This window comes from Shewanella mesophila, assembly GCF_019457515.1.
In the GTDB taxonomy this organism is placed as follows: domain Bacteria; phylum Pseudomonadota; class Gammaproteobacteria; order Enterobacterales; family Shewanellaceae; genus Shewanella; species Shewanella mesophila.
On record NZ_CP080421.1, the window covers coordinates 589,948 to 616,773 of the forward strand.

Sequence of the window (26,826 nt, forward strand, 5' to 3'; positions counted from 1 at the left end):
ACTACTGTTTTTACCTTGGTCAAATAGCTAAGGGATTGCGAAAAAGTAATCATGAAGCCCATTTTTTCCCATCTCATTAGGCGTTAGCCTCTCTAAATAAGGAAATAGCGTGTCCACGTTTGCTTCGACTCGATATCGCGCTGCCGATCAGCTCGCGCTACTCAGAATGATGGGGTTGGCGTTAAAGTTATGTTTAACCTTCTTGCTGGCCGACACCTTTGGTTTATCCCTGCATAGCCCCGCGTTGAATTTGACCTTGATTTTAGAAGCCTTCTATCTGGGCTTTACCTTTTGGTTAAGAAAGCCTCTATTTAACAGTGATACAGGGCTATTTATTGCACTATTGATCGACACATTGTTGTGGATCACTTGGCTCTATTTTTCCGGCGGCGCCACCAATGCGTTTATCTCACTGCTGCTTTTGCCTATTGCCATCGCTGCCGTGTTGTTGCCAAAGTGGGCGCCCTGGTCGTTAACTCTATTATCAACCTTAGCCTATAGCTTAATGCTGTTTAGTCTGCCTGAGCATGAGATGCAGCACCACGGCATGGACATGAGCTCACATTACTTAGGCATGTGGTTCAACTTTGTGATCTCTTCGTTAGTGCTTACCACAAGCGTTGCCTTTATCGCCCAACGCATGCGCCGTCAAGACGCTGAGCTTGCCTATATGCGTGAAGCTCAGCTGCGCCAAGAGCGTTTGTTGGCATTGGGTACAGCGTCGGCGCAGATGGCGCATCAATTGGCAACCCCCATAGGCAGTTTACGTCTATTAGTCGATGAGCTTACGGAGGAGTCTGACAGTGACAATCAGGTGCTTGATGAGATGCAGGGGGCACTTAATGTCTGTGAAAGCACTCTGTCAGAGTTACGCTTAGCCACGGAATCTATTCGTGCGGGGCAGTTTAATGTTATTTCTATTAATCAATTGCTTGAGGCATTACAGCAGCAAGTGAGGTTATTGATGCCTAGTGTCGAACTCGAAGTAGATTCAAAGCGCTGTGATGGCAATAAACAACTTAGAACCGATGCCAGTCTGTTGCCTGCATTACTCGCATTAGTTGAAAATGGCGCTCGAGCCAGTGAAGAGGTTACGGGTCATAGCAGGGTCACACTGTCATTTGAGTGTCAGGCGGGAGAGATAATGATATGTGTGCGAGATTTTGGTAGAGGCATCTCGAGTTCATTGCTTACCCAGTTAGGGCATAAGATTATCGATAATCCTAAGGGGTTAGGTGTGGCATTGCTATTAAGTCATGCCAGCTTCGAGCGTTTAGGCGGGCGGCTCATTCTTCGCAGTCATAGTGAGAGTGGCGCTATCGCCCAAGTTCATTTACCTGCGCAGGAGGCGTAATGAAACGCTTATTGATTGTCGAGGATGATCTGAGCTTTGCGTCGATTTTAGCCAGGCGAATGAGTAAGCATGGCTTTGAGTGTCAGCTTGCCCACGATGCGACAGACGCATTGTTGCGTTCGCGGCAGTTTAAGCCAACGCATCTCTTGCTCGATATGAAATTAGCCGAAGATAATGGTCTAGCTCTTATCGAACCCTTAAGACGCTCTTTACCCGAGGTTGTCATGGTGTTACTCACTGGGTACGCCAGTATTGCCACCGCTGTTGAGGCGATCCGAATGGGCGCCGATAACTATTTAGCCAAACCCGCAGATACTCAAACTCTGCTAAATGCACTTAATTGCGCGGCTTCTAAGGCCGTTGATCCCATTGTCGATGAGACGCCATTAAGCCCTAAGCGGGTAGAGTGGGAACATATTCAACAAGTCTTGAATGCGAATAAGGGCAATGTTTCTGCCACTGCCAGACAATTAGGAATGCATCGACGTACTCTGCAACGTAAATTGCTTAAGAAGCCTGTTACGCCTTGAAGTGAATAGCACTGCGACAACGCCATCGATAATGAGCCAAAAAAATCCCCGAGTACAGAGGAGTTCTCGGGGAAGGGGAAGCGCAGTGGAGTGGCCCCATAAACTTTACCGGTATTTAGAAGCGGTACTCTCCTGTCAGCCAAGCATTGAGTCCAACGCCAGGCATACGTTCGCCAATGGAGATATCGCTGTTAGCAACGCGATTGTAGCCAGCGAGATGATCTTGATAGTCACGATCGAGTAGATTGTTTACACCTGCTTTTATTAACCAATTGTCGGCATCATAGGCCAGTGATAAGTTGACCAGACCATAGCCTGCGGTAGTTTGCTCGAGTTGAGTTTGTGACACTTTATCTTGTCCACTCACTGCAACACCTTCGATTCGAGCTAACCAGTTACCACGCTGATAATTGAGGCCTAAATTAATTTTTGGTGGCGCAATGCGATACAGATTATCCTCGATATCACGGCGTTCACCGCTGACATAGTTTGCGAGCATCTCTAGTTGCCAGTGAGGCGTTAGTTGGTAAATCGCGGTAATGTCCATCCCAAAGAGCTGGGCATCGACATTGGCAAATTCCATTGGGTTATTATCGCCCATCATCTTTGCCGCCATGATGACGGCGGGATCGGTCGCGGTTACCCCTTGTATATAGTCGTCAATACGATGGAGGAAGATGCGTGGACTCAAGCTGAGTCTGTCGTTGTGATAGTCGGCGCCTAGCTCTAGTTGATAAGCGGTTTCTAACTCGAGGTCCATCTTGCCCACATAGGTGCGACCATCTGCAAGGCCACCCGTCGATTGCATAGGTACCCATAGGTAGCGCTGCTGGTAACTTGCACTATCTTGTTTGCGGGCGAGTCCGATAATCCAACTCAGAGATTCATCAACTCGATAGCGGGCATTAACCACTAGGTCGAAACCTGTTTGTGATTGGGAGCGATCGCTATTGTTGTATCTGTCCATCAATACCTTGATAGCTGGCATGCTTGCTGCCATCGAGTGGTTAACCTCATCGGCATCGGTTTGATAGTGTTTTACTCGCAATCCAAGTTGCCAGTTCCATCGGTCTATATCCTGCTGCCATTGACCAAATGTGCTGAGGGTATTATCGGTAACGCCATTAAAGTTATCGACGCTGAACATAGGTTTGGTTGGATCGGTGATCACCGAGTTATGCTCACTCAATTGAGCATCTAATCCGAAGATCCAAGCATCTTTAGCCAGAGACAGTGCGCTGTCATAACTTTCACTTTCGGCATTGTTATAGCGCGCACTAACATTATCGTTTTTAACTCGTTCACTGAAGTTATTCATGCCATGGCGAGCATCGCTATAGGCTAGATGCCAATTCAGATCCCAGTCGCTAAGATCATGCTGTCCTTCTACTTTAACTCTGTCGGTACGAATAAAATCAATATCCATCGGCAGTGCTGGCGTTCCTGCATCGGTAGTTTCTAAGTGTTGATAGCCGATGGCGATGGATTCATCGTTTACGGAATTGTTACTTAAGTTAAACCGGTATTGGCCACCCACAATGGTTTTATCGTAAGTTGTCGGTGAAATCGCAAGGCTTGTGCCTGTTTGTTGATCGTCATTACCTTGCATCTGGTCGCCATAGACCAATACCGCATGTTTTTTATTACCAAGGTTGGCTTTTGCTCCTATATGGGATTGCTCGCCGTTGTCTTGATATTGCGCCGCGACCTTGCCGCTAACATCATCGAATGAAGCTTGTGATTCAACAACCTTTACGCTTCCACCAATGGTATTAGCGCCTGCTGAAACGGGGGCAATACCTCGGGTCATCTCTACGCGTTCACTATTGATTAAGCTCGCATAGCTAAGTGGTGTGTCCATCGCGTTGGGGCCTGCGCCCGCGAGTGAAACGCCGTTGACCTTTGTATTGACTCGGTCACCAAACAGACCTCGATATTGGGCTATGCCCGTTAGTGGCCCGTTACCATTGACCTCTGTACCGGGCAGCTTTGAGAGCAGGCCACTAATATCGGCAACAGGAGTGCTGGCTTCTGGAGTGACAGTGCTGTAGCTCCCCTGATGGCTTCCGGTGACTTCAATAATTTCAAATACAGACTCTTGCGCTACGACTGCAGGTGCAGTCATTAGGGTAGCGCTAATAGAAAGGGCTAAATAAGAGAGGCGTAATGTCATGTTTTTGTTTTGGTTATCATTAATATGTGACAATTGTGTCAGTACAGATAACCGCTGACAAAGATAATGTCTGATAGTGCGACAAGGTGTCGCAGGCTAAGTCGGTGGCAAAGTAAAATTAAATTTGGCTGTATTTTGCTAATTCAGCCATGTTGTGAACCTTGAGCTTTTTCATCACATTAGAGCGATGCACTTCAATTGTTCGAAGAGATAGGAATAGTGCTTCGGAGATCTGCTTATTGGTCTTGCCTTGCACTAACAGCTCGAGCACCTGATGCTCGCGTTCAGTTAATTTGGCTAGATTCTGTTTTAATTGCAGCGTCTCATAGTGCTGTTGACTATGAGTCATGCTCTTATTTATCGCTTCGGCCAGGGCTTGTCCCGATACGGGCTTTTGGAAGAAATCACAGGCTCCTTTGCGAAAAGCGCATACGGCCATAGGAAGATCGCCATGACCCGTTAAAAAGATGATGCCTAGTGGGCTATTGGCATCGAGCAGGCGCTGTTGCAGCGCTTGACCTGTGATTTCTGGCATTCGACTGTCGAGAATGACGCATCCCGCCTGTGTTAGATCAACAGTGTTTAAGAAGTCGATCCCGGAAACAAAGGGAGTTAACACAAAGCCGAATTGGCGCAGCATAAAGCCAAGCGAATCAAGAACTGCTTCGTCATCATCAACGAGATACAGAGGAGATTGTTGTTTCATTTGAGCTTATCTTTATCATCCAAACAGCTACAGAGTATGTCACTCATCACTTGGCTGGCAACAGGATGTTATAGAGCTTTGAAGCCGATCACTAAACCAACATTTTAAGGTTATATTAGCGATTGTAGTTTGCGACGACTCACATCAATTATTGGCTTTTTCTCCTAAATTAGCCGTTCTGCCATATTGATGAGAGCAAGATGATAAATCCCCTACAGAAATGGAAACAAATATCTATTTGTTTTGCGTTTGCCTTGGTCTTTAGCCATAGCACTGCGGTTTATGGGGTGACATCATCAGTCGATGAAAATCAAGATAGCGTTGTCGTTGAACCCTTACATTTTAGAGTGGGTGTGCTGGCTAATCACGGGGTGCAGAAAGGGATTTGGCGTTGGCAGCCGATGATGGATTACCTGTCCCAATCGGTTCGGGGAACTCGTTTTGAGGTGGTACCCGTTGATTTCGATGAGATGAGTCGGCAGCTACTTGCCCATGAACTGCAGTTTATTGTGACCAATCCTGGGCAATATTTTAATCTCAGCAGTAATTTTCCGCTTTCATGGTTAGCAACGATGAAGAGCCACCAACATGGTGGGGCTACGTTTGCCATTGGCTCGACCATTATTGTGCGTTCGGATAGTCAGATATACACGCTAAAAGATTTAGAAGGAAAGCACCTTGTGGCAAGTGATCCACAAGCATTGGGCGGCTATCAGGCTGCTATTGGGCTACTCCACAAAATGGGTTATAACCCTGAGAATTACTTTGGTTCGCTACGCTTTTTAGGCTTTCCATTAGAACCTATTGTCTATCAGGTGCGTGATGGAACAGTGGATGCGGCGATCACGCCTTTTTGTACGCTAGAGGAGATGATTGAAGACGGCCTAGTGAATCAGGCCGACTTTAGGGTTATCCACCCGACAATGCCGGCAGGCTATGATTGTATAGTGAGTACTCAGCTATATCCCAACTGGTCATTTGCCGCCGCCGATACCGTCCCTTCTGAGATCACCCAAAAAATTACCCAAGCGCTTTATGCGTTGCCATCGGATCACCCCGCCGCGATCAGAGCAAAAACATTGGGCTGGACGGCGCCAATTAGTCAGCTAAAGGTGATTAAGCTGTTCAAAGAGTTACAACTAAAGGCACCACCTCCGCCGCTGCATCAGACCTTTTTAAAATGGATGCAGCGTAATAAAGAGTGGGGATTAGCCATCCTCATGCTCTTCTTGGTGTCGACGATTTATCATCTGTGGTTAGAGTACAAATTTAGGCAGAAAAGCGAGTTTCTTATTGAGACTGAACGCCAGCTCAAAGACAAGGCATTACAGCTTGAACGTATGCAGAGCGCGGCGATTCTCGGTGAAATTGGCTCGGGACTCGCACATGAACTTAATCAGCCTATCGCTGCTATTACGCAATACAGCGAAGGTGGAATGATGCAACTTAATCATAGTGGAGACAGTGACTCAGCACTGTATGAGCTGCTGGCGAAGATAAATGCGCAATCCACAAGAGCCGGGGCGGTAGTTCATCGTATTCGAAGCCTGCTGAAACGAAGCCGATCCAGTTACGAAAGCATCACCTTAGACGAGGTGATTAATAACTCTCTAGTGTTATTTCGAAGAGAGTTTGCCCTTCACAAGGTCACATTATTGCAGCAGATCACTGGCAGACGTTTCGCCATTCTGGGTGATGAAGTGGGGCTTAGCCAAGTGTTAGCTAATCTGATTAAAAATAGTCTGGATGCTATGAATGAGGTTCAAAGTGGCAAAGATAAGCAAATATCAGTGACGCTTCGCTATGATGCCAGCCAGGCCATTGTGAAAATTATAGATAATGGTCCAGGCCTACAACGTCAACCCCAAGAGCTAATGGCATCGTTTTGTTCGACCAAAGATGATGGACTAGGGCTTGGATTATCCATCTGTCGAGATGTCATTAGCCAGCACAAAGGTGATTTTAGTCTTGATAATTGTAACGAATTGGATGATCTACCTTGGACCGAGGGATGTGTGGTAACCATCAAGCTGCCTAAATATGACCCGAGTCTATAATTTTGTCTGAGATTTAGGTCAGCCATCGAGGCTAACTTTACGACCCGTATCGTTGCCATTCGGTACCAATAGAATCACATATTCAAACAGGTGTTTGTTTTAATGAGCGCATGAATTTGATGAACATCAGAGATTAATTAATTATTTTTTATAGGGCATTCTGGGGGCTGGTTTATTTTTTTAGGTGTTTTGAATACAAAATACAGTTATGTTTGTTGTTTAAAATTAGAGTTTTGCTAATTTATTTTGATGTTCTTGCTGTTTTTTGGTTCAGTTGTATGACCAAAAAAATTGTTTGACAAACGATGAGTTAACGCTATAAATCAGTACTGTGGTGTTTGATAAATCAAACGCTCCGTGAGTTTTACTGTGCTGCCAAATGCTTAATTAGCGTTAGGCAATTATTAATGAATGAACATTTGGTATGTATTATGGAAAACAACTTCAATCAAGCATCGACGTTATCAGAGAAAGAGTCTGACCATTTCAAAAGGCAGCGTAATTTATTTCTTAAGCGGATATTAGATGGTGACGAGACAGATCTTAAAGATGAAGAGCCTGATTGCTACGTGCTGGGATATAACTGATTATTAAACCATTGCTGCTCGTTAGGCTAACGAATATAAGTTTAATACCAATCAGTATCAAGATCTGATCGCTTAGCGAGAGTTTAGCGCTTTTCAGGCGCTTTTTTATTACCATCGTGTTTAGCGGTCAGAGCTAATCGTCAAGGGGAACAGGGAGAAGAGCTTAGAGGAGTTTGCTGCTTGGTGGTTATCGACCCAAGCTTTGATTTATTTAAGCAACATTTCCTCGTTAGTTATCAGTTGAAAATAGCGATAATATTGGCTCTATTACCGCTATTTTATGTCGTGTTAGTCAACAGCAACCATAACATTACTCGCTTTGATGATGGCATAAGCACTGCCACCCACTACAAGCCCGAGCTGTTCACAAGATTTCTTGGTTACCACTGATGTGATCTCTACACCCGGTGCGAGTTCAATCACGACTTCATTGTTAACTGACCCGATTTCGATTGCCTTTATTTTGCCTGTTAACGTGTTACGCGCGCTTATCTTCATTCGAATACTCCATGATTTGAACGATAAAGCTAAAGTTTAACACTTAGTTAAGCAGATTGCTTAGTATCTCTTAATCTGATTTTTTGCCTAATTATATCAATAATTTGAGGCATTAATGACGCTAATATCATGCCAGTCATAAGGAGATATTGATGTGGGGTAAATGTTTCATTTAATAGGACCATGCCCGCGACGATACCCGCGACAGGGTTAGCGATACCACCAAAGGTAAAATCAACGACGCTCATGCGTTGCAGTAACCAGACATACATTATGTATCCCAGTACGGTATTGAGAAGTATGATCCACATTAGCCCTATCCCATTGTTTAAGTTGAATCGACTCATGCTCTCTATGTAGCTTTGGGGTTCAATTAAACTGTGAATAAACGCGACTAATGTCAGAATTGTGCCGCCTAAAATCAATTGCCAAGTTAATACCGTCCACCAATGAATTCGGTTGCCTAGCGCTTTGGTGATCGTGCTCCCGACTATGATGCATCCAATTGCCGCTAACATGGCCGCAAGCCCAATGGGGTTGAGGTTAATGGCGCTAGGATCAAACAGAAACCAAGCCAGTATAATTAATAATGCGCCAAAGAATGAGGGGACTTTACCCGGGCGACGTTTGCTGATCATCCAATGAAATAACATGGCAAATACGGGGACAGAGATCATTCCAACCCCAGATATTGCCGATGGCAATGTCAGTGCCATCACAAATATTAGGCTGAAAAAGGTCGCTATATTAATAAAGCCGAGTTTGAGTAACATCGACCAATCTTGCCGTTGTGGCAATGTTGGCTTTATGGCTAGTAATATCAAGCCAGCTGGCAATGCACGAAGTGCGCCAAGCAGTAGTGGTGGCCAATCTGGCAAAGTGAACTGGGTCATAGCATAAGTGGTTCCCCAGAAAAAGGCTGGGATCATAGCCAACAGTACATTCATATTTACCTCTATAAAGAGTATCTTTATGTGAAGATAATTAGTTTGCGCTTAAATTTACTCTTTGTAAAGTATCTCACAGTTAATTATCTTCGCATCAAGATAAGGTTGTTCATTTAAGATATGATAGAGCGTGCGACTAGATGATATGCATTTAGGCGATAGGCTGAGTCATAATTTCTCTGTAGGGCGATATAAAATATGAATTCGATTCAAGATGATGTTGATAACCTTGTAGCCCAGTGGGCGAAGGAAAAACCTCAGTTAGATACTGTGCCTATGGCAATATTGGGGCGCATGATGAGGCTGTTTAAACATATTGAAGCAGACATATCTGCATGCCACAAACAGTTTGGATTGACGATGGGAGAGTTTGATGTGTTGGCCACTATTCGCCGCAATGGTGAGCCTTATTCATTGACCCCTTCTGATCTGCTGTCGTCAATGATGTTGACCTCTGGCGCTATGACTAATCGCGTCGATAAGCTAGAAAGCAAGGGATTGATCGAGCGCACTCACTGCACTCAAGATCGTCGCAGTGTAAAGGTAGCGTTAACCGCTGAAGGCTTGGGTTTAATTGATAAGGCCGTTGAAGCCCATGTCGCGATTCAACAGCAACTGACTCAGGGATTATCTGCCGAAGACAAAGTGCTACTTAATACCCTGTTTAAACAGTGGCTACTCCAGTTTGAGCCATAAACGATGATGTTGAGGTAGGTATAATATCAAGCTGTAGCGTTCAATGGTGTACTTGGTAATGTTGCGCAGCAGATATTATTTCGCCCCGTCCGTTTAGCGTGGTACATGGCCTGGTCCGCCTTAGCTAGCATGGTTTCTGGGGTATCTAGTTGGCTTACGGTTATTGTGCCAAAACTGGCGGTGATAGGAATAGAGGCATCTTGCCAAGTTAATGGTAACGAATTCAGTGTTGATCTCAGTTTCTCAGCGATAAGCGCTACTTGCTTAGCATCTGTCGCGGGTAAGATTATCAAAAATTCCTCACCGCCATATCGGCTAAAGGTATCAATTGCTCGTATCACCTTGCCTAATGCAGTTGCCGTTTGAATAAGGACATGATCACCAGCTGCATGACCGTAGTTGTCATTTATCTCTTTGAAGTAATCCAGATCAAATAAGATCAAGCTGTAGGCGTTGCCATCTCTAAGCCAGCATTGGTGAAGAAGTGCTAATCGTTGATGCATCGAGCGGCGATTCCACAGACCGGTTAGATAGTCTCTGTCCGCTTGCAAACGAATTTTTTGTACCAGTCGCGTTAGTGCATTCCCGATCATGATCACGTTAACTAGCAGTGTCATTATGACAAAAAACCACAGCATAGGGATAGCGTCTGCACTTTGGAGTGTGGCGATATGAGAACTTAAGCTGGGTACGAATATCAGTAGCAGCGCACGTATGCTAAAAATGACCGCTAGAACAATGATGGGACTCAGTAGTAACAAGATAAAAGTTAGATTAAGAGAAGGTGTCAGTGCAATCCGATTGTCTTTCGCTAAAAGTAGAAAGCTGATCGCAGTCATTAAAGAAAATAAGATACCTAAAATTTGATTCGATTGTGAACTCGGTTCCTGAATGAGAATGAGTAGAGCAAATACGGTCAGTAATAGGCTGTCGATTTTGATACTGCTTTTTAGACGAAAAAGCCGTTGGGTGCCATGTCTTAACAATATAAAGCCGGTTAATATCACTATGTCGGCAATGGGCCAATAGAGATAACTGGGATCGCTACCTCTTTGACTGTTTAAAATCACCCCGATTAATACCAGTAAGTTCGCACAAGAAAAATAACTACAAGCTCGCGGCGCAATGCGCAGAGGATAAGCCATCGCTCCCCATGCGATGGTTGCCGTCGTCGCAAGTAGGCAGATGAAAAAGATAAGCTGTTGAGCTTGAGGATCGATAATCATAAAAAGCTTATTAGTTTTTTATCAACTATAGAGGATAACGCGGGTAATAGTGAACTTTATTCTGATGTTTTACCTGCTAATTGGTCGGTAATTTAAGCGCTTGTCTTTTAATGCTTAAACCTAGCAAGTTTTTATTTTAAATGTGGTTTTCGCCCATCATTTGCCATTCATCGAACTATACTTTGATTAGTATAAACCGATAAGTAGACGAAATCTTTGGCTCTATCGCCTATCTGCTTCATAGCCTAATTTCGTCCAACCACTATATGAGGATGGTGAGCATGAAGATGACGCTGACATTTTTAGGAGCCACTCAAGAGGTGACGGGATCCTGTCATCTGCTTAATATCGATGGCCGCCAGGTGTTACTCGATTGCGGCATGATACAAGGCGGTAAGCTCGATGCCATGCGAAATCATGAGCCGTTTCCTTTCGATGCGACGCAGATCCACGCAGTTGTGTTAAGCCACGCTCATATCGATCATTCTGGTCGTTTGCCGCTACTCGTTAAATCTGGTTTTACTGGACCCATTTTCAGTCATAAAGCGACAGTAGAACTGTGTGCGGTAATGCTTAAAGATGCCGCAATGTTGCAATTTCGCGATGCTGAGCGGACCAATAAAAAGCGCGCTAAAAATAATCTTGAACCTATCGAGCCGCTTTTTACCGAGGAGGATGTCGATACCGTCATGCAGCAGTTTGTTGCGCTAGAGTATGATCAACATACTCAAGTGGTCCCCAATTTAACAGTGTGCCTATGCGATGCTGGACATATTCTAGGTTCGGCAATTGTTGAGTTATGGATGGGGCCAAAAGATCAGCGTAAAAAAGTGGTCTTTAGTGGCGATTTAGGTCGAGCGGGCATGCCAATACTCGATGACCCCACCTTGATAGAGGAAGCCGATTTAGTGTTGATGGAAAGCACTTATGGTGACAGGCTCCATAGAAGCTGGGTTGATACATTAGCAGAGTTGAAAACCATTTTTGCCAGTACCATTAAGCGAAGCCGAGGCAATATTCTGTTGCCTGCATTTTCAGTGGGGCGGGCTCAGGAGCTACTCTACCTTTTTCACCTGTATGCTAAAGAGTGGGAGCTTGGTCGTTGGCGGATCTGTTTAGACAGTCCTATGGCGATCAGAGCGACACAAGTTTATGTTGGCAATTACAACTTGATGGATGAAGACTTTAAGCGTTTTACTCGCCTATCACCAGGCCTACATCCTTTATTATCCAATGTAGATTTTATTGATACTACCGACGAGTCAATGGAGCTTAATCATATTCATGAAGGGCTTATCATTATCGCGGGTAGTGGTATGTGTAACGGTGGGAGAATTCGTTGCCATTTAGCACATAATCTTGCCAATCCATTATCGGATGTCATTATTTGTGGGTATCAAGCCATGGGAACCCCTGGGCGTTTGCTCGTCGATGGCGCTGAGAGTTTGACGATACATGGAGATAATATTCCCGTGAATGCCAAGATCCATACCATAGGTGGGTTGTCGGCTCATGCGGATCAAGCTGAACTACTTAACTGGTATCGCCATTTCAACAATACCCCACCAGTCGTCTTGGTACACGGCGAAGTTGAGGCGCAAAAAGGACTGCTTAAGCAGTTACAAGTGGGGGGCGAGATGCCTCCCGTTCATGGCGTCATCGCTGAGTTTGGCGACTGCCTCGACTTGACCAGATTACCGCAACTGATCTGGATTTCTCAGTCATCATAAGTTTAGTGGTGTGAGTGATGCTGATGGTGCGTTAGCGCTGTGGTATAAGGTTAAAAAAACGTTATCATCAGCTTTACAGACTACGTCGTTGAAAGGGACGTAGCTGATTTACTAAACATAGCCATTCTCTTGTCAACGCCCCTAATATGGCAAGACCGCCTTGTTTGCTCCTAGAATCTGTTGCTATTTAATCCCATATCAATTACCAATGCTAGAGGCATGAATAACGGCTGTCAGAAAACCAAAACTTTGATAGATTACGCTTGATGATCTCACTTTGATCCCAACAAAACTGATACTAACCAAACACGAAAGGATTCGCCAAATTATGGATGAGCATATTGTTATATTAGTCATCGCCTTAATCGTATTGTTGTATGGTTATATATCAAAGTGGCTCGCACGTTTTGATATCTCAGGGCCGATGATGTTTACTGGGCTGGGATTGTTATTATCCCCGCTTGGATTGCACATTACCCAAGTTCAGATCGATGCTGAATTTGTGACCATCTTAGTCGAGATTGCCCTCGTACTCGTGCTGTTTAGTGATGCGGCTTTGCTCGACCTTAAGTTGCTTAAACAGTCTTGGAAATTACCTGCTCGGCTCTTGTTTATTGGTTTACCCCTGACCATCGTCGCAGGGACGTTTGTGGCGCAGCAGTTTTTTTCTGATCTGCCATTAACCTATCTGATATTACTCGCATTACTCTTGACCCCTACCGACGCGGCGCTCGGTAAAGCTGTGGTGTCGGATCCTAAAGTGCCCAAAGTGATACGCTCGACGATTAATGTCGAAAGCGGCCTTAATGATGGCATCATCTTTCCAATCTTATTGACTGTCGTCGCTTTGATTGGAAGTGGCGTAGAACATGCCCAAGGTAATGGTTGGATTGGCTATGTCGCCGAGCAGATTATTTTCGGCGCTTTGGTCGGCGCTGCCGTGGGGTACTTAGGTACACGCTTACAAATAGCCTGTTGGAAACGCGATTGGATGGTGGAGAGCTACCAAAACCTCATACCTATAGCATTGGCGATATTAGCCTACTATTTGGCAGAAGATTTCTCGGGTAATGGGTTTATCGCTGCATTTTTTGCAGGGCTATATGCCGGTAATACCAGCGAGATGGCCCGTAGTCACATAGAGGATTTCGCTGAGAGTGAAGGTGAGTTATTTGTGTTGATTAGCTTCTTTATTTTTGGCTTGGCGTTCGTGCCTATTACCTTGCCATTTGTCACCGTTGAGGTGGTGGTTTACGCACTGTTTAGTTTAACCCTTTTACGAATGGTCCCTGTGATGATCTCCCTTATCGGGGCTAAGTTGGATATAGCGACTATGGCGTTTATCGCTTGGTTTGGCCCACGCGGAATTGCTTCAATCCTCTACGTGCTCATTGTCGCTCATGAAATGGAGACAATTAAAGGTTTTGAGACCCTGTATGCCGTGGTTACTGTGACGGTTCTGATGAGTATCCTTGCTCATGGTCTGTCCGCCCAGCCATTGGCTAATTGGTATGCTAAACGCCATAAAGCAGAGTAATGAATCCAAGTACGAGTCTGCTACCGAATGAATCGCGCTGATATTCAGCGCATTTCATTTGGTTAATGGTTTGGTGCATTAACTCGATAACCAGGCTTATACTGATTGGCATTAGCCCACAACAGGGCTTTGGCCAGCGGATATTTTCTCACTACTTTTAATGAGCATATAGATGCTTGTCGTTAACAGGCATCCTCCTAGATAGAAGATAATATTATCACTCGCATCGGATAATTTGACTGCTAGTATCGGGCCTAATACTGAGCCAATACTGTAGCTTAACAGCATCACTTCGGTAGCAGAGACAATTTTAGCTGCTGGCAGTAGATCACAGGCTAGGGTGATAGCGATAGGATAGAGGGCGAAACTACAAGCCCCCAATAATAGATAACTTAAGGCTAGCATATTAAAGCTACTGCTTTTCAATATACCTAATACGCTTAGGGTTCCTAGCAGACAAAACATGGCCATTAATAAGCTTTTGCTCATCCGCGTCGATAGATAACTGACTAATGGTTGGACCAACATTCCACCAATAATGATGCAGGCCATCAGTAGTCCTGTTTGCTGCGCGTGATCTGCTTGTGAGGCGATATAGACAGGCATTAACCCGTAAATTGGACCGAGTAATAACCCTGATACCAAACAGCCCAAAATTGCCGGACGACTGAGTGTTTTGATCTCTTTTAAGGGTAACTTTTGCTGCTGTTGTCTTTCTGGTTGACCAGAGGTGATTAACAGCGGCGCCAAGATCGCGAGTCCGAGCAAGCAAATTGCGAAGAGATAGGGGGTTGTCCCCTCGGTACCCAGAGGGCCAATGGCAAGCTGTCCGAGGGCGCTTCCGCCATAAAGTGCCATCATATATAGGCCTAGACGTTTAGCTCTCGCTTTGGGGGTGTCGGCCATTAATAACCATGATTCGACAACCACAAAAACACCCGCCACGGCCATGCCTGCAATAAATCGCGCAGCTAGCCAGACCGCCGCCGTGGTGATGGCAAGCATAGTCACTACGCTAGAAATAAGTAGGCCAAGAAATAGGATAAAAGCGACTCTATGGCCTGTTTTAGCCAGGATCCGTTCGATAGTAGTGGCCCCTATCAGAAGGCCTAGATAGAAAATGCTGGCAAGCCAAGGAACCAGTGCGCTATCTAGTTTAAAGTGAGCGAGCGACAATGGGATCAAGCTCATCAAAAAACCTGAGGCGACAGCAAAAAATGACAAGCCAATTACGGGTGCTGCAGGATTGTTCAATTTGCAGTTAATGAGGGTTTTATCCACCGATTATTCCAACTTAAATATAACAAATAGCAGTTTGATTCCCGATCTATTGGTTATCTGTTATTTGTTGTGGTTTCACTGGGCGGCGAATGTAAGTTGGCGCAGAGGTTAAGTAAAGCTTTTTTCAATGATTGTGCAAATAATGTTGTAATTATGCCGTATGTAGCGCATTTTATATTCTGTTTGTTTGGGTGATGACATGTATCTGGACTAGTTTTTAAAAGCAACTTTAAAACATATCCCATTGCTAATGGGATGTTATCAGCCATAAAACCCATTAGGTATTTAGGGTTTATGGCTACTTGGCGTTCCTATTAATTATTACTGCTTTAAAGTGAGTGTTAATGCTTAACTGTCAGTTGTTCTTGGGTAATGTTTGATTTGTGGCTATGCCACTTCAAGGGCTACAATTTTTAGTGGATGCTTGCCATCAAAGGAGGGGAAATCAGGATGACAATTTAGCCACTGATGTTGGATCACACTGCGCCCTTGCTTCTCAGCACAGCGAACTAAGGCGTCAAACCAAGCTTGCTTGTCGACTTTAGCGACATTGTTGCAACAGACGATAGTGCCGCCTTTCTTGGTGGCTAACATGGCAGGTTTAAATAGGCTTTGATAATCATTGATTAAATCAACTGTGCCGAAGGGGCTTTTCGCAAACCTAGGTGGGTCCAGAAAAACCAAATCGAACTGAGTCGGGCTGAGCTTAGGGTAGCTAGGCAATTTTTGGTTGCGGCGACCGCCAACCTTCATACCTGCAAGCTGGCGCATCGCCGGAAACGCATCGCTTTGGACAAATTCACACACAGTATCCACTCTGTTTAGTAGGGCATTTTTTCTGCCCGCCGCTAAGGCAAATGAGGAAAAATCGACATTCATGACTCGAGTCGCGCCGCCAACCGCAGCCGCGGTGCCTATGCCACAGGTATAGGAGAAAAGATTGAGTACCGATTTATCCTTACTATGGGCTTTGACATATTCCCGACCTATACGCATGTCGAGAAATAACAGCGGATCTTGGCCCTCATGGCGTAGTTTGCTGCTGAACTGGATACCGTTTTCATGCATCACTTGCTCAGAGGTGGCAAAAGCCTCTAATGTTTCATCTAATGGGTTGAGAATGCGAGAGTTCTTATCCGATCTGTCGTTATAGATCACCCGAAGATCTTCGAACTTCCTGAGTATGATGCTAATCTCCTCAAGTTCTTTGGCGGTTAAAGATTGATGAAAGGTTTGAATTAGCCATGCATTACCATAGCGGTCTATATTGAGGCCATTGCTGCCTTCGACTGTGCCATGAAATACGCGGTAGCAATCAGTATTATTGGCTTTAGCGTCAGCGATTAACTGACTGCGTTGATCTAATGCCTTGGCTAATAATGCATTAAGCGACATGGCTTGAGTGTCCGTATTGATATGAGGTGGGAATAAGGGCGCAATCATAACAAAGATCATTTGTCTGTTGGTGAAATTCTTAGTCGCACATCGATTATAAATGTTTTTTGGGGGGGGTAGAATGAAGTTGGTATTGGTACATGGGATATTTAATACCGGGCATGTGATGGGCTGGATGCGCAAGCGTTTTGAACGCCAAGGTTACGAGTGTATCTCTCCTTCAATCGCCCCCTTCGATGGTCGTCATGGGATAGAGTATGCTGCTGCCCAACTTAAATTGGCGATAGAGACCCAGTTTGGTAGTGAAAGCCCAATTGTGTTGATCGGATTTAGTATGGGCGGCGTAGTTGCGCGCTATTATCTGCAATGTCTTGGCGGTGCGAGTCGAACCAAGGCGCTGTTTTCTATCTCATCGCCTCATCGAGGGAGTTATTTAGCCTATCTACCTTACCCATCTAAGGCGATGCGCCAACTTCGTCCCGACAGTAAGCTATTGCAGCAGCTCAACCTTGAGCAAGACGTTTTGCGAGATGTAGCGCTTTACTCTTATCGTACACCAATGGATCTAACCATAGTGCCGAGTCGAAGTTCTCACTGGGACGTGGCGAACAATAAGGTTTTTATGGTGCCATTACACCTATCGATGATTTTTAGTCGGCGAATTGTGAATGAGATTTTAGCCCTAATACCTAAAGGTTGATGTCAGGTAGGGCTATGTTTATGATCGATGGAATTATACCTAATTCCCTAAATATCATTTGTTTGCATTCTATTGAGTTAGCCTAGATGAATAATATCCATGTCCAGATGACAAAAGATGGTACTCATACCCTGATGAGTAGCCTGTTTGATGATAGCTATCATGCCCATAATGGTGCGATGACTGAATCAGAATATGTTTACATTGAATCGGGTTTTAAGTCGCTATCCACTGACTTTACAAGGGTGAGTATTTTAGAACTGGGGTTTGGTTCGGGTATGAATGCGATCTTAACCTTAAAGCATGCACTCGCTCAAACGGGCAAGATAGTTAAACCGATTCGGTTTGTCAGCGTCGAGGCTTATCCCGTTGCCTCCGAGGTGATCAGGCAACTGAATTATAAACAGCATTTTAATGCGGAACTTGCAGCGCTATTTGATGAGTTACATCAGGCGCCTTGGGATTGTGATGTCGAAATTATCCCTGGATTTATTCTGCACAAGGTGCATGGCAAGCTTGCAGATTATCGTGCGCCAGAGCAGACGATTAACCTGATCTACTATGATGGATTCGCCCCAAGCAAGCAGCCAGAACTCTGGACACAAGACAATTTCGATCGTCTTTACCCTATGATGATGCAAGCAGGGATGCTGGTCAGTTACTGCGCCAATGGTCAGTTCAAGCGTAATTTAAAGGCGGCAGGCTTGAGGGTTAAGTCGCATCCAGGTGCATTGGGACGTCGCGAGATGACACGGGCTTGGAGACCTTGATTGCCTGGGCTTAGGGATTTGTTTGTAACAAGCAGTTAACTTATCTTTCCTTTTGCGCTGAAGTCGCTAGATTAGAGCCATCGTGGTTTAAGTTAATAAGGACGTTGTTACAAAATGAGAAATGCCAAAATAGGCTTGGAATATATCGTTGGATCACTGCTGTTGCTACTCTCCTCATCGGCAATTGGGGCATCGATTAATAGCCAGCTCTCTCTGTTCTCGCAAACTATTGAGACAGGATTTCGGCTAACTCATCCTGTCTTGCCCGTTAACCTATTTGGTGATGCCACTAAAGAGCTGGTCGCTATTGGTGTCGATGAAAATCAAGCTCGATGGTTGGCTATCTATGGCTTTGATCTCATTTCTGCTCAATATAAACAGCAATATAAGCAAGCCTTACCTAGAGAGTTATTTGCTTTCGATATCACTCCTGTCGATGATGATCATCGTCAAGGGTTGCAGTCACTCTATTTCCTTTCCAGCGAGCAACTGCTTAAGTTAGATGTGACTGGGGAGTTGCTGGCATTTAAGTCGCTAATGAGTATAAGCCCACTCATTATGACTTCACGACCTGACTTTATCTCGCGTGGTCGCTTTGTCCATGATTTAAATAAAGATGGTTTAGATGATTTTGTTATCAGCGGCTTGAGTCAAGCAGAACTGCTCATTCAACAAGCCGACACCTCGCTGCTTCGGCAGTTTTTACCGATAAAACCCCAAGTATTATTGTATCGAGATGGTGCCAAGTATATTGAAGCAGACCTCTATTTTGCCGATCTTAACCTTGATGGGAGAAACGATATTGTTAAGGTCGCAGAGGGTGAACTTGAACTGTATGCGCAGCAATCTGATGGAACTGTCTCAACTATCGCCAAGTATTTACCTGTGAGCCTAGCGATAAGTGGTCTCGATTGGTGGAACAAGCGAGATGCTTATGGTGAGGCGTTAGATCAGAGTGACCTGATTTATCGTAAGGTCGAATTGCTAAAGGATGTCAATAACGACGGCTTGGTTGATATGGTTGTACGCTATACCAAGAGTTCTGGCGTACTGGACAGAGTCAATGATTACGAGTTGTATCTTGGTGAAAAAAAGGCCCAAGGGGTGACCTTTGGTAGACAACCGAGTAATGTCATTCGTGCCGATGGGACCTTAACCGGATTTGAGCTGGTGGATATTGATGATGACAATATCGACGAGGTATTAGTCTCTGGTTTCGATATCGGATTATCGCAGATTATTGGGGCGTTAGTTTCTGGCAGCATAGATCAAGATGTCTATCTTTTTAAGATGAATGCGAACGGACAGTTTCCGAAAAAGGCCAATATAAATAAGGAAGTCGAGCTGAGTTTCAGCCTGACCTCTGGTCAAAGCGGGAGCCCGATCGTTAAGCTTATCGATCTCGATGGTGATGGCTATCAAGATCTATTGTTATCTGATGGCGAGGAGTCACTTCGAGTCTATCTGGGGCGAAATGATAGTGATCTGTTTAGTCGTGATAGTGAGACCTTAAAGGTGCGTCTTCCTAGCGATGGAGAGATGCTCAGCGACGATGACCTTAATCATGATGGCAGAAGCGAACTCATCATCAACTATGGCCGCCAAGATAGCCAATCTCTGCAGAGTCAGTTCATCGTCATTATGGCAAAATAGCTTGTGGTGGAGAGGTATTTTTGGCTACGGATTCATATCCACAAAGGTTTATCTGTTCGGCTGTATGATTAACGGATTGAAATGCAGGGTGGCGATACAGCCTTTTTCGGCATCGACCAATGAGAAGCGCCATTGATAGCGTTGACAGAGTGCTTCAACAATTTCCAGTCCAAGCCCATGCCCGCTAGGTGTTTTTTCACTAGCGGCAACACCACGTCCTTTGTCTATGACCTCTAGACTATCTTCATTTACATGGATCAAGATCTCGCCGCCGTCACTTGCATTAATCGCGTTACTCAATAGGTTAATCAATAACATCCTAAATACGGCACTACTTGGACTAATTTGCGGAGACGCGTTCATTGTTAACTTGATAGACAAAGCTTTGGTATCAGCAAGCGGTTGTAGATCCGCCATGACTTGCTCAATTTCCTTGGCGGTCAGCTGCCTGAGCGTATTACCATTAATCCCTTTCTCATGTTTAACCAAGCTTAATAGGGCATTTATGGTGTGCTGCATGTCGCTGGCAGCCTTGTCAATACGCTTCCGCTGTCTGGTGCTAAAGGCTTCATCTTTTGGGTGTTGAAGTAAACGGCTCGCGCCTTGAATAATTGTTAGTGGTGTACGAAGCTCATGGCTGGCATAACGAGAAAAGGCTTGCTCTTGGCGAATAAGTTGCTGTATTTGCGCTTCATAATGATTAAGGCTTCGGGCTAACTCACTGAACTCTAGAGTCGCATCTGCCGAGACACTAAAAGTGACATGACCTTGAGACTGATTTAGTTGTTTGCTGAGTTGATTGATTGGCGCTATTAGGCGGCGAGTCACCTTGGTGATCGCAAAGCCAAAAAGAACAAATAGCAGTAAAGTTACCGAGATGATAAACAGACTAATGTTATTCCATTCACCATGACTCAACTCAACTTGTTCACCGTTCATCATCAAGACTAATGGCACTAGCTGATTATTTTGCTGGTATTGGGTTCGGTAGATGAACATGTCTTGCGTAAAAACATCATGAACTTCATCGATAAAGCCGACGGGTAGTTTTTTAGCGGCTTCAAAAGAAGGTGGCAATTCTTTCAAATCATTAAAAGCTTGTATGGTTGTGCCTATTGCCAAAGGGGACTGGGCACCTGCTTGAAAAGCACTAATGGCGCTAGGCGCCATCTGCACTAATGTACGGCGATTAAGCTCATCTTCAACCCAGTTGAGCAAAGATAGGCTTAATAGATATAAAATAGCACCTACTAATAACGCGATAGCACTGAAATACAATGTCATTTTTCGCGTCAAGCTGCTGGCGCTTTTTTGGCCCTTGGAGTGGTTATTCTGGTGCATTAGGCTCTGATTCAAGTTTGAACCCCACTTTAGGTACTGTGGTGATCATAGGAAACTCAAAGGGTTTATCCACTTGATTTCGTAACTGATACATATGACTTCTCAGGCTGTCGGCACTTGGGGTTTGTTCGCCCCAGAGCAACTGTATCAGTTCTTCCCGTTTGACTATATTTGGCGCCCGGTTCATTAGCAGCTGCAATATCTGATAGCAGGTTGGGGTGAGCACCAGCTTTTGTCCGTTACGATAGGCACTGTGCTCTGCGGTATTTAACTCTAGCGAACCGTAACGCAAAACGCCTTTGGCAACATTGCCCCGATGACGTTTGATTAGGGCCCTTAGGCGAGCAGCGAGTTCATCTAAATCGAACGGTTTAGGGAGATAATTATCGGCACCAGAGCTAAAGCCTTTGAGTAAGTCTTGTTTAGTGTCGAGAGCGGTGAGCATCAGGATTGGAGTGGTGCATCCTTGGTTACGCAAGTTTTCAGCGACAGTTAATCCGTCCATTTTAGGTAGCATTAGATCTAAGATGATGGCATCGAAGTTGTTGTCACTGGCGAGTTGGTAGCCATGTTCACCATTGGTGGCAAAGTCGACTATAGCCCCCAGTGATTCAAGGAAATCGGCTAATATCCCGGCCACATCAGGATTATCTTCAACTATCAGGATTTGTGCATTATGCATCGAACCATCTCCATTTGCATGGCAGTGAGTCTACATTAGTTTGAAAACTTGGTCTAAAGTTCAGGTTTACTCCCGCTCTAGACAGGTTTGTTAGTGCAACAAAAACAGCGTTGCCAAACCAAGAAAAGCAAATAATCCAATAACATCGGTAACCGTAGTGAGCACCATACCGCCGGCTAGTGCGGGATCGATATTCAGTTTCTTTAATAACAAGGGTATACAGGCACCAGCTAATCCCGCGACCGTCATATTGATCAGCATTGCGCCGCCTATCAGGCCGCCAAGGGCGATATCTCCTTTCCATAGCCACACAGCAGCAAAAACCAATATCGACCAAAGCAGCCCGTTGAGAAAGCCAATAGCGAGCTCCTTACCGATCAGCCAGCGGGAGTTACTCTGGCCGATTTGGCCTAGGGCTATGCCGCGAATGACCAATGCTAAGGTCTGATTACCAGCCACTCCACCCATACTCGGTACGATAGTCATTAAAATCGCTATGGTGGCAAACTTCTCCAGGGTCCCTTCAAACATGTTACTGACCGATGCGGCGAGCAGTGCAGCGAATAGATTGATCGTAAGCCAGAGCGAGCGTCTAAATGTACTCTTTAGCACGGGACCGAAGGTATCTGTGTCATCATCCATACCAGCCATACCCATCATTGAGTGTTCGGCATCTTCACGGATCACGTCAACCACATCATCGATAGTAATACGGCCTAGCAATCGATTAGTCTGTTCTTCCACTACGGGGGCGGACACCCAGTCGTGCCGCTCGAACAGCTGAGCGACTTCGCTGTCATCCATGGCTACAGGTATGCCTTCGAGATCGTCATTCATGATATCTCGCACCGATGCATTGGGATCGCAGGTGAGTAGATCTGCAATTCTTACCCCGCCAAGAAGGCTATCATGTTTATCGACCACATATAGGGTATCTGTGGCCTCAGGCAGCTCACCGCGAATACGCAGATAACGAAGAATGACATCGATATTGACATCAGGCCTAAGGGTTACCGTATCGGTATTCATCAGACTTCCGGCGGTATCTTCGGGATAGGAGAGTGCTTGCTCGACACGAGATCTATCTTGTGAACTCATCGACTGAAGAACTTGATTAAATACACTGTCGGGTAAGCTACGCAGAATGTAGGCGAGATCATCGGTATCCATACCTTCGGCGGCCTTAGCGACACGCTCTGGGCTCATCTGGGTAATAAGATGATCTTTTAGTTCCTCACCGAGTTCATCTAAGATTTCGCCCGTATGGGCTTGATCGATAAGCTGCCACAATACTTGACGAGTACGTGGTGGCGATGACTCTAAGATAAAGGCGATGTCGGATGCCGCCATGTCCTGGAGCATATTGCGCACGTGGACAAACATACCGCTACTAAGGGCTTGAGTAAGCCGGTGCATCCGCTGATCTGTGGTTTCACTATCTAATACTTCAATCGGCATGGCTCCCCCGAGGAATCAAAATGACTAAATCAGCTTTTGGGTATGTAAGTTGATGATTATTATAGAACGGAGCGTGCTACTTATAGCGATAAAAAACGTTAGCGGCATCAACTAACGGTGGGCAGATTATACGGCTTCTTCGAATTTAGCGTCAATAAGCGCGCTGATGGCATCGAGTGCTGCTAACGCATCTTTACCCTCACTAGTGATCGTAATGGTTTTCCCCATACCAGTTTCAAGCATGAGTAAGCCTAACACACTTGCGGCAGAGGCTTGCTTATCTCCTTGAATCAAGGTGACTTGAGCATCAAACTTTGCCGCCAATACCGCCAGTTTGGTTGCCGCCCTTGCATGTAGGCCGAGTTTATTGCAGATGGTTAGCTGGCGCTCAAGCTTCATGTCGCTTCAACTCTCTGTGTCGCGCTTGAACCTTGTGTTTGCCCTTATTAAATAATTTAGCGAGCTGGTCGGTGACATAGACAGATCTATGTTGGCCTCCAGTGCAGCCAATAGCGATGGTGAGATAGCTGCGATTGTTACGCTCAAGATGAGGTAGCCAGGTCTCGATAAGATTCTCTATTTGCCAAATAAACTTATTCACTAAGGGTTGCTGACTTAAGAATTGCTGTACTGGCTCATCTAGGCCCGTTAGTGGCCTTAGCTCTTGTTCCCAGTGAGGATTAGGTAAGAAACGTACATCAAACATAAAATCGGCTTCAGTGGGCATCCCGTATTTAAAGCCAAATGATTCAAAGTTGATCACTAACTCTTTATCAATGGTGCCAAGTAAGATCTCTCTTACTCTGTCACTTAAGTCATAGATGTTGAGGCTGGAGGTATCGATATAATGATCGACTAACTTAGCGATCGGCTCGAGCATTCTCCCTTCAAGTCTAATCGCTTCCTTCAGGGAGACTTGAGCACGAGATAGCGGGTGTAACCTGCGGGTCTCGCTGTAGCGTTTAAGCAGCACTTCATCTGATGAGTTAAGAAAGAAGCTTAATAATTCGATATCTTTCGGAAGGTTAGCAAACTGCTTATCTAGCTGGATATCTTGGGTCGGCATATTGCGAACATCGACACTGATGGCGACCAGATCGTTGCTGCCTTTAAGCTGGGCTAACAGTGACTCCATCATCTGCAGTGGCAGATTGTCGACACAGTAGTATCCGAGATCTTCTAACACTCTTAGTGCTACTGACTTTCCCGATCCTGAGCGCCCGGATACTATGACTAACTTCATTGGGTGATCACCTGATAGAGCTCTGCTTCATCTTGAGTTTTCCTTAGTTGTTTCATGATAACTTTATCATTTAACTTCTCAGCCATAGCGGCTAGTGTACTAAGGTGTTGCTCGCATTGATCTGCGGGCACGAGTAACGCAAATAAGATATCGACGGGCTGGTTATCAATTGCATCAAATGCGATTGGTTCAGCACATTTTATCAGCACGGCGACGGGTTGATCTATGTTGGTTAGTCGCCCATGAGGAATCGCAATACCATTGCCTATACCTGTGCTGCCCATTTTCTCTCTCGCCAGAAGGCTTTCAAAGATCTCTTGAGAGGAAAGGGTGGGGTACTGGACAGCGGCTAAGTCGCTGATAAGTTCCAGTACCTTTTTCTTACTGCCCGGAGTGGCGCAGGTTGTGCACTCCGGCCGCAGGATGGTACTAAGTTCCATCGTTAATGTTTAGTTTGCTTCTCTTTGTGTTTAATGACCTGACGATCTAATTTATCGATCAGGGAGTCTATCGCGGCGTACATATCCGCGTGTTCCGATGTTGCGAAGACTTCTCCACCTCGGAGATGTAACTTTGCTTCAACTTTTTGCATCAATTTTTCGACATTTAATACAACGTGGACATTATTGATCTGATCGAAATGTCGTTCAAGCTTTGTGAATTTCTCTTCAACATAGTTCCGTAGAGATTGGGTTATCTCAATGTGGTGCCCTGTAAGGTTTATTTGCATAAATTCACTCCTCCGGTTTCCAGTTGTTGATTACAAACTTTTACGTTGGTTCGATGGCGGTATCAACATAGCCTCTCGATATTTAGCAATTGTCCGTCTTGCGACTTTAATGCCTTGTTCTGCCAAAAGTTGCGCCATTTTGCTGTCGCTTAACGGCTTCTTCTGGTTTTCTGCTGCGACGAGCTTTTTGATAAATGCTCGTATTGCAGTAGAAGAGCACTCTCCGCCATCGTCGGTTCCCACATGGCTAGAGAAGAAGTATTTTAGTTCAAAAATGCCTCTCGGGGTGTGCATATACTTTTGCGTTGTTACTCGAGAGATGGTCGACTCATGCATTTCAACGGCTTCAGCAATATCGTTTAACACCATCGGCTTCATCGCTTCTTCACCAAACTCAAAGAAGCCTTGTTGAAAATCAACAATACAGTTAGTGACTTTTAACAGGGTTTCGTTGCGACTCTCTAAACTTTTCAAGAACCATTTAGCTTCTTGTAGGTGACCTCTAATAAATTGTCCATCGGCCTGACTCTTAGTGCTGCGAGCCATTGCGGCATAATGCTGGTTTACATTAATCTTAGGCATACTATCGGGATTAAGCTCTACGACCCAACGACCTTTTTTCTTCGTCACGGTGACATCCGGGATAACATATTCGTCTCGGCTGGCAGTAATAGCCAAACCTGGACGTGGATTGAGAGTCTGTATCAGTGAGATAGCATCGCGTAAATCGTCTTCTTTTAACTTAGTTTTTCGCATCAATAGGCGAAAATCTCTACCAGCGATAAGATCTAGATGTTCGCTAATCAACATTCTTGCATTGGCAATATGAGGGGTATCATTACCGTATTGTGCTAGCTGAATAGTTAAACATTCGCTGAGATCTCGCGCTGCAACGCCAACAGGATCGAAATGTTGGACGCGCTTTAGTACCGCTTCTATTTCATCCAGTTCAATTTCTGGATCGCCCATGGCCTCAAGAATATCGTCGCAGGTTTGAGTGAGGTAACCGCGTTCGTCGATGGCATCGATAATTGCGGTAGCGATGGCTAAGTCGTTATCAGAAAAGGGAGTAAGATTTTTTTGCCACTCGAGGTGTTCATACAAGCCTTCACTAGTTTCCCCTTGAAAAGGCATATCATCGTCGCGCATTGCCCCCGAACTGGAGTTAGGTGACGCTGTGTATACCTCATCCCATGTAGTATCAACTGGGAGTTCATCGGGCATGGAATCTTGGGTGAGCGCGTCGGATGTTTCTAAGCCAGAATTATCTTCACTCGAGTCGACTTGTAGCTTGTTTTCATAGTCGACCTCGTAGGTTTCATTGTTATCATTGCGCTCTTCTCGAGCGCCGTTGTCGGCGCCCTCTTGCTCCTCATCTAACTCTAAAAGCGGGTTAGATTCTAATGCCTGCTGGATCTCTTGTTGCAGCTCCAATGACGACAATTGCAACAAACGAATTGCTTGCTGTAATTGGGGTGTCATGGTTAAATGCTGACCCATTTTGAGCTGAAGTGACGCTTTCATCGTACTGC

General features: G+C 45.2%; 25 protein-coding genes. 10 read left to right on the forward strand and 15 right to left on the reverse strand.

The features are described 5' to 3' along the window. Positions 1-109: 109 nt before the first annotated feature. Together K0I73_RS02635 and K0I73_RS02640 are read left to right on the forward strand one after the other, a co-directional pair. Positions 110-1,354, forward strand: a complete 1,245-nt coding sequence (locus K0I73_RS02635; RefSeq protein WP_434086695.1) for a sensor histidine kinase — start codon at positions 110-112, stop codon at positions 1,352-1,354. Then, positions 1,354-1,884: a response regulator transcription factor gene (locus K0I73_RS02640; protein ID WP_220063004.1), complete on the forward strand. Its 531-nt coding sequence runs from the start codon at positions 1,354-1,356 to the stop codon at positions 1,882-1,884. Before K0I73_RS02635 ends, K0I73_RS02640 begins: the two co-directional genes overlap by 1 nt. A 115-nt stretch (positions 1,885-1,999) precedes the next feature. Here K0I73_RS02640 and K0I73_RS02645 read toward each other — a convergent pair whose 3' ends face one another. Together K0I73_RS02645 and K0I73_RS02650 are read right to left on the reverse strand one after the other, a co-directional pair. Continuing rightward, entirely contained in the window at positions 2,000-4,009 is a 2,010-nt protein-coding gene (locus K0I73_RS02645) for a TonB-dependent receptor (protein WP_258405269.1), read from the reverse strand. Positions 4,010-4,175: 166 nt separating this feature from the next. Continuing rightward, positions 4,176-4,763, reverse strand: a complete 588-nt coding sequence (locus K0I73_RS02650) for a response regulator transcription factor (RefSeq protein ID WP_220063005.1) — start codon at positions 4,761-4,763, stop codon at positions 4,176-4,178. A gap of 200 nt (positions 4,764-4,963) precedes the next feature. On the opposite strand from K0I73_RS02650, the gene K0I73_RS02655 reads away from it, so the two are divergent. Then, a complete protein-coding gene (locus tag K0I73_RS02655; RefSeq protein WP_220063006.1) occupies positions 4,964-6,820 on the forward strand; it encodes a sensor histidine kinase in 1,857 nt (618 codons plus the stop codon). Positions 6,821-7,227: 407 nt separating this feature from the next. Continuing rightward, on the forward strand, positions 7,228-7,407 hold the full coding sequence (locus tag K0I73_RS02660; protein ID WP_220063007.1) for a hypothetical protein: 180 nt from the start codon (positions 7,228-7,230) through the stop codon (positions 7,405-7,407). 288 nt (positions 7,408-7,695) lie between these two features. Here K0I73_RS02660 and K0I73_RS02665 read toward each other — a convergent pair whose 3' ends face one another. Both K0I73_RS02665 and K0I73_RS02670 read right to left on the reverse strand, forming a co-directional pair. Continuing rightward, entirely contained in the window at positions 7,696-7,905 is a 210-nt protein-coding gene (locus tag K0I73_RS02665) for a TOBE domain-containing protein (protein ID WP_220063008.1), read from the reverse strand. Between the two features lie 47 nt (positions 7,906-7,952). After that, positions 7,953-8,852, reverse strand: coding sequence for a DMT family transporter (locus tag K0I73_RS02670; RefSeq protein WP_220063009.1), 900 nt, complete (start codon positions 8,850-8,852; stop codon positions 7,953-7,955). Positions 8,853-9,050: 198 nt separating this feature from the next. On the opposite strand from K0I73_RS02670, the gene K0I73_RS02675 reads away from it, so the two are divergent. Then, positions 9,051-9,548: a MarR family winged helix-turn-helix transcriptional regulator gene (locus tag K0I73_RS02675; RefSeq protein WP_220063010.1), complete on the forward strand. Its 498-nt coding sequence runs from the start codon at positions 9,051-9,053 to the stop codon at positions 9,546-9,548. A 26-nt stretch (positions 9,549-9,574) separates the two neighbouring features. On the opposite strand, the gene K0I73_RS02680 is transcribed toward K0I73_RS02675, so the two are convergent. Next, positions 9,575-10,774, reverse strand: a complete 1,200-nt coding sequence (locus K0I73_RS02680; RefSeq protein ID WP_220063011.1) for a GGDEF domain-containing protein — start codon at positions 10,772-10,774, stop codon at positions 9,575-9,577. Between the two features lie 281 nt (positions 10,775-11,055). Between K0I73_RS02680 and K0I73_RS02685 the strand changes: the two genes are divergently transcribed. Together K0I73_RS02685 and K0I73_RS02690 are read left to right on the forward strand one after the other, a co-directional pair. Continuing rightward, positions 11,056-12,504, forward strand: coding sequence for an MBL fold metallo-hydrolase RNA specificity domain-containing protein (locus tag K0I73_RS02685; RefSeq protein ID WP_220063012.1), 1,449 nt, complete (start codon positions 11,056-11,058; stop codon positions 12,502-12,504). A 328-nt stretch (positions 12,505-12,832) separates the two neighbouring features. Continuing rightward, positions 12,833-14,041: a cation:proton antiporter gene (locus K0I73_RS02690; RefSeq protein WP_220063013.1), complete on the forward strand. Its 1,209-nt coding sequence runs from the start codon at positions 12,833-12,835 to the stop codon at positions 14,039-14,041. Between the two features lie 111 nt (positions 14,042-14,152). Here K0I73_RS02690 and K0I73_RS02695 read toward each other — a convergent pair whose 3' ends face one another. Together K0I73_RS02695 and K0I73_RS02700 are read right to left on the reverse strand one after the other, a co-directional pair. Further along, positions 14,153-15,322, reverse strand: coding sequence for an MFS transporter (locus K0I73_RS02695; RefSeq protein ID WP_258405270.1), 1,170 nt, complete (start codon positions 15,320-15,322; stop codon positions 14,153-14,155). A 387-nt stretch (positions 15,323-15,709) separates the two neighbouring features. Then, the gene (locus K0I73_RS02700) at positions 15,710-16,717 is read right to left on the reverse strand and encodes a class I SAM-dependent rRNA methyltransferase (protein ID WP_220064233.1); all 1,008 of its coding nucleotides are present in this window, start codon (positions 16,715-16,717) and stop codon (positions 15,710-15,712) included. Between the two features lie 121 nt (positions 16,718-16,838). Here K0I73_RS02700 and K0I73_RS02705 point away from each other — a divergent pair, with 121 nt between their 5' ends. The 3 genes from K0I73_RS02705 (at position 16,839) to K0I73_RS02715 (ending at position 19,840) form a co-directional block, all read left to right on the forward strand. Next, positions 16,839-17,417 (forward strand): esterase/lipase family protein, encoded by a 579-nt coding sequence (locus tag K0I73_RS02705; RefSeq protein WP_220063014.1) that lies wholly within the window; start codon positions 16,839-16,841, stop codon positions 17,415-17,417. An 86-nt stretch (positions 17,418-17,503) separates the two neighbouring features. After that, entirely contained in the window at positions 17,504-18,187 is a 684-nt protein-coding gene (gene mnmC2 / locus K0I73_RS02710) for a tRNA (5-methylaminomethyl-2-thiouridine)(34)-methyltransferase MnmC2 (protein ID WP_220063015.1), read from the forward strand. Between the two features lie 114 nt (positions 18,188-18,301). Beyond that, entirely contained in the window at positions 18,302-19,840 is a 1,539-nt protein-coding gene (locus K0I73_RS02715; protein WP_220063016.1) for an FG-GAP repeat domain-containing protein, read from the forward strand. Positions 19,841-19,888: 48 nt separating this feature from the next. Here K0I73_RS02715 and K0I73_RS02720 read toward each other — a convergent pair whose 3' ends face one another. The 8 genes from K0I73_RS02720 to K0I73_RS02755 form a co-directional block, all read right to left on the reverse strand. Then, complete coding sequence (locus K0I73_RS02720) at positions 19,889-21,124, reverse strand: sensor histidine kinase (RefSeq protein ID WP_258405271.1); 1,236 nt, start codon at positions 21,122-21,124, stop codon at positions 19,889-19,891. Between the two features lie 43 nt (positions 21,125-21,167). Then, on the reverse strand, positions 21,168-21,863 hold the full coding sequence (locus tag K0I73_RS02725) for a response regulator transcription factor (protein ID WP_220063018.1): 696 nt from the start codon (positions 21,861-21,863) through the stop codon (positions 21,168-21,170). Between the two features lie 90 nt (positions 21,864-21,953). Beyond that, a complete protein-coding gene (gene mgtE, locus K0I73_RS02730; RefSeq protein WP_220063019.1) occupies positions 21,954-23,321 on the reverse strand; it encodes a magnesium transporter in 1,368 nt (455 codons plus the stop codon). Positions 23,322-23,447: 126 nt separating this feature from the next. After that, a complete protein-coding gene (locus K0I73_RS02735; RefSeq protein ID WP_220063020.1) occupies positions 23,448-23,720 on the reverse strand; it encodes an HPr family phosphocarrier protein in 273 nt (90 codons plus the stop codon). Next, positions 23,710-24,564, reverse strand: a complete 855-nt coding sequence (rapZ, locus tag K0I73_RS02740) for an RNase adapter RapZ (protein WP_220063021.1) — start codon at positions 24,562-24,564, stop codon at positions 23,710-23,712. The genes K0I73_RS02735 and rapZ overlap by 11 nt, the downstream gene beginning before the upstream one ends. Beyond that, the gene (ptsN, locus tag K0I73_RS02745) at positions 24,561-25,004 is read right to left on the reverse strand and encodes a PTS IIA-like nitrogen regulatory protein PtsN (protein ID WP_220063022.1); all 444 of its coding nucleotides are present in this window, start codon (positions 25,002-25,004) and stop codon (positions 24,561-24,563) included. Before ptsN ends, rapZ begins: the two co-directional genes overlap by 4 nt. A gap of 2 nt (positions 25,005-25,006) precedes the next feature. Continuing rightward, a complete protein-coding gene (gene hpf / locus K0I73_RS02750) occupies positions 25,007-25,294 on the reverse strand; it encodes a ribosome hibernation promoting factor (protein ID WP_220063023.1) in 288 nt (95 codons plus the stop codon). 30 nt (positions 25,295-25,324) lie between these two features. Continuing rightward, positions 25,325-26,818, reverse strand: coding sequence for an RNA polymerase factor sigma-54 (locus tag K0I73_RS02755; protein ID WP_220063024.1), 1,494 nt, complete (start codon positions 26,816-26,818; stop codon positions 25,325-25,327). Between the last annotated feature and the right edge of the window lie 8 nt (positions 26,819-26,826).

Coding starts and splice junctions, on each gene's coding strand:
- K0I73_RS02735 (WP_220063020.1), bottom strand. CDS start 23,720: ATGAAGCTTGAGCGCCAGCTAACCATCTGCAATAAACTCGGCCTACAT.
- K0I73_RS02670 (WP_220063009.1), bottom strand. CDS start 8,852: ATGAATGTACTGTTGGCTATGATCCCAGCCTTTTTCTGGGGAACCACT.
- K0I73_RS02725 (WP_220063018.1), bottom strand. CDS start 21,863: ATGCATAATGCACAAATCCTGATAGTTGAAGATAATCCTGATGTGGCC.
- mgtE (WP_220063019.1), bottom strand. CDS start 23,321: ATGCCGATTGAAGTATTAGATAGTGAAACCACAGATCAGCGGATGCAC.
- hpf (WP_220063023.1), bottom strand. CDS start 25,294: ATGCAAATAAACCTTACAGGGCACCACATTGAGATAACCCAATCTCTA.
- K0I73_RS02675 (WP_220063010.1), top strand. CDS start 9,051: ATGAATTCGATTCAAGATGATGTTGATAACCTTGTAGCCCAGTGGGCG.
- K0I73_RS02680 (WP_220063011.1), bottom strand. CDS start 10,774: ATGATTATCGATCCTCAAGCTCAACAGCTTATCTTTTTCATCTGCCTA.
- K0I73_RS02685 (WP_220063012.1), top strand. CDS start 11,056: ATGAAGATGACGCTGACATTTTTAGGAGCCACTCAAGAGGTGACGGGA.
- mnmC2 (WP_220063015.1), top strand. CDS start 17,504: ATGAATAATATCCATGTCCAGATGACAAAAGATGGTACTCATACCCTG.
- rapZ (WP_220063021.1), bottom strand. CDS start 24,564: ATGAAGTTAGTCATAGTATCCGGGCGCTCAGGATCGGGAAAGTCAGTA.
- K0I73_RS02705 (WP_220063014.1), top strand. CDS start 16,839: ATGAAGTTGGTATTGGTACATGGGATATTTAATACCGGGCATGTGATG.
- K0I73_RS02720 (WP_258405271.1), bottom strand. CDS start 21,124: ATGACATTGTATTTCAGTGCTATCGCGTTATTAGTAGGTGCTATTTTA.
- K0I73_RS02665 (WP_220063008.1), bottom strand. CDS start 7,905: ATGAAGATAAGCGCGCGTAACACGTTAACAGGCAAAATAAAGGCAATC.
- ptsN (WP_220063022.1), bottom strand. CDS start 25,004: ATGGAACTTAGTACCATCCTGCGGCCGGAGTGCACAACCTGCGCCACT.
- K0I73_RS02715 (WP_220063016.1), top strand. CDS start 18,302: ATGAGAAATGCCAAAATAGGCTTGGAATATATCGTTGGATCACTGCTG.
- K0I73_RS02660 (WP_220063007.1), top strand. CDS start 7,228: ATGAATGAACATTTGGTATGTATTATGGAAAACAACTTCAATCAAGCA.
- K0I73_RS02645 (WP_258405269.1), bottom strand. CDS start 4,009: ATGACTGCACCTGCAGTCGTAGCGCAAGAGTCTGTATTTGAAATTATT.
- K0I73_RS02690 (WP_220063013.1), top strand. CDS start 12,833: ATGGATGAGCATATTGTTATATTAGTCATCGCCTTAATCGTATTGTTG.
- K0I73_RS02655 (WP_220063006.1), top strand. CDS start 4,964: ATGATAAATCCCCTACAGAAATGGAAACAAATATCTATTTGTTTTGCG.
- K0I73_RS02755 (WP_220063024.1), bottom strand. CDS start 26,818: ATGAAAGCGTCACTTCAGCTCAAAATGGGTCAGCATTTAACCATGACA.
- K0I73_RS02650 (WP_220063005.1), bottom strand. CDS start 4,763: ATGAAACAACAATCTCCTCTGTATCTCGTTGATGATGACGAAGCAGTT.
- K0I73_RS02700 (WP_220064233.1), bottom strand. CDS start 16,717: ATGTCGCTTAATGCATTATTAGCCAAGGCATTAGATCAACGCAGTCAG.
- K0I73_RS02640 (WP_220063004.1), top strand. CDS start 1,354: ATGAAACGCTTATTGATTGTCGAGGATGATCTGAGCTTTGCGTCGATT.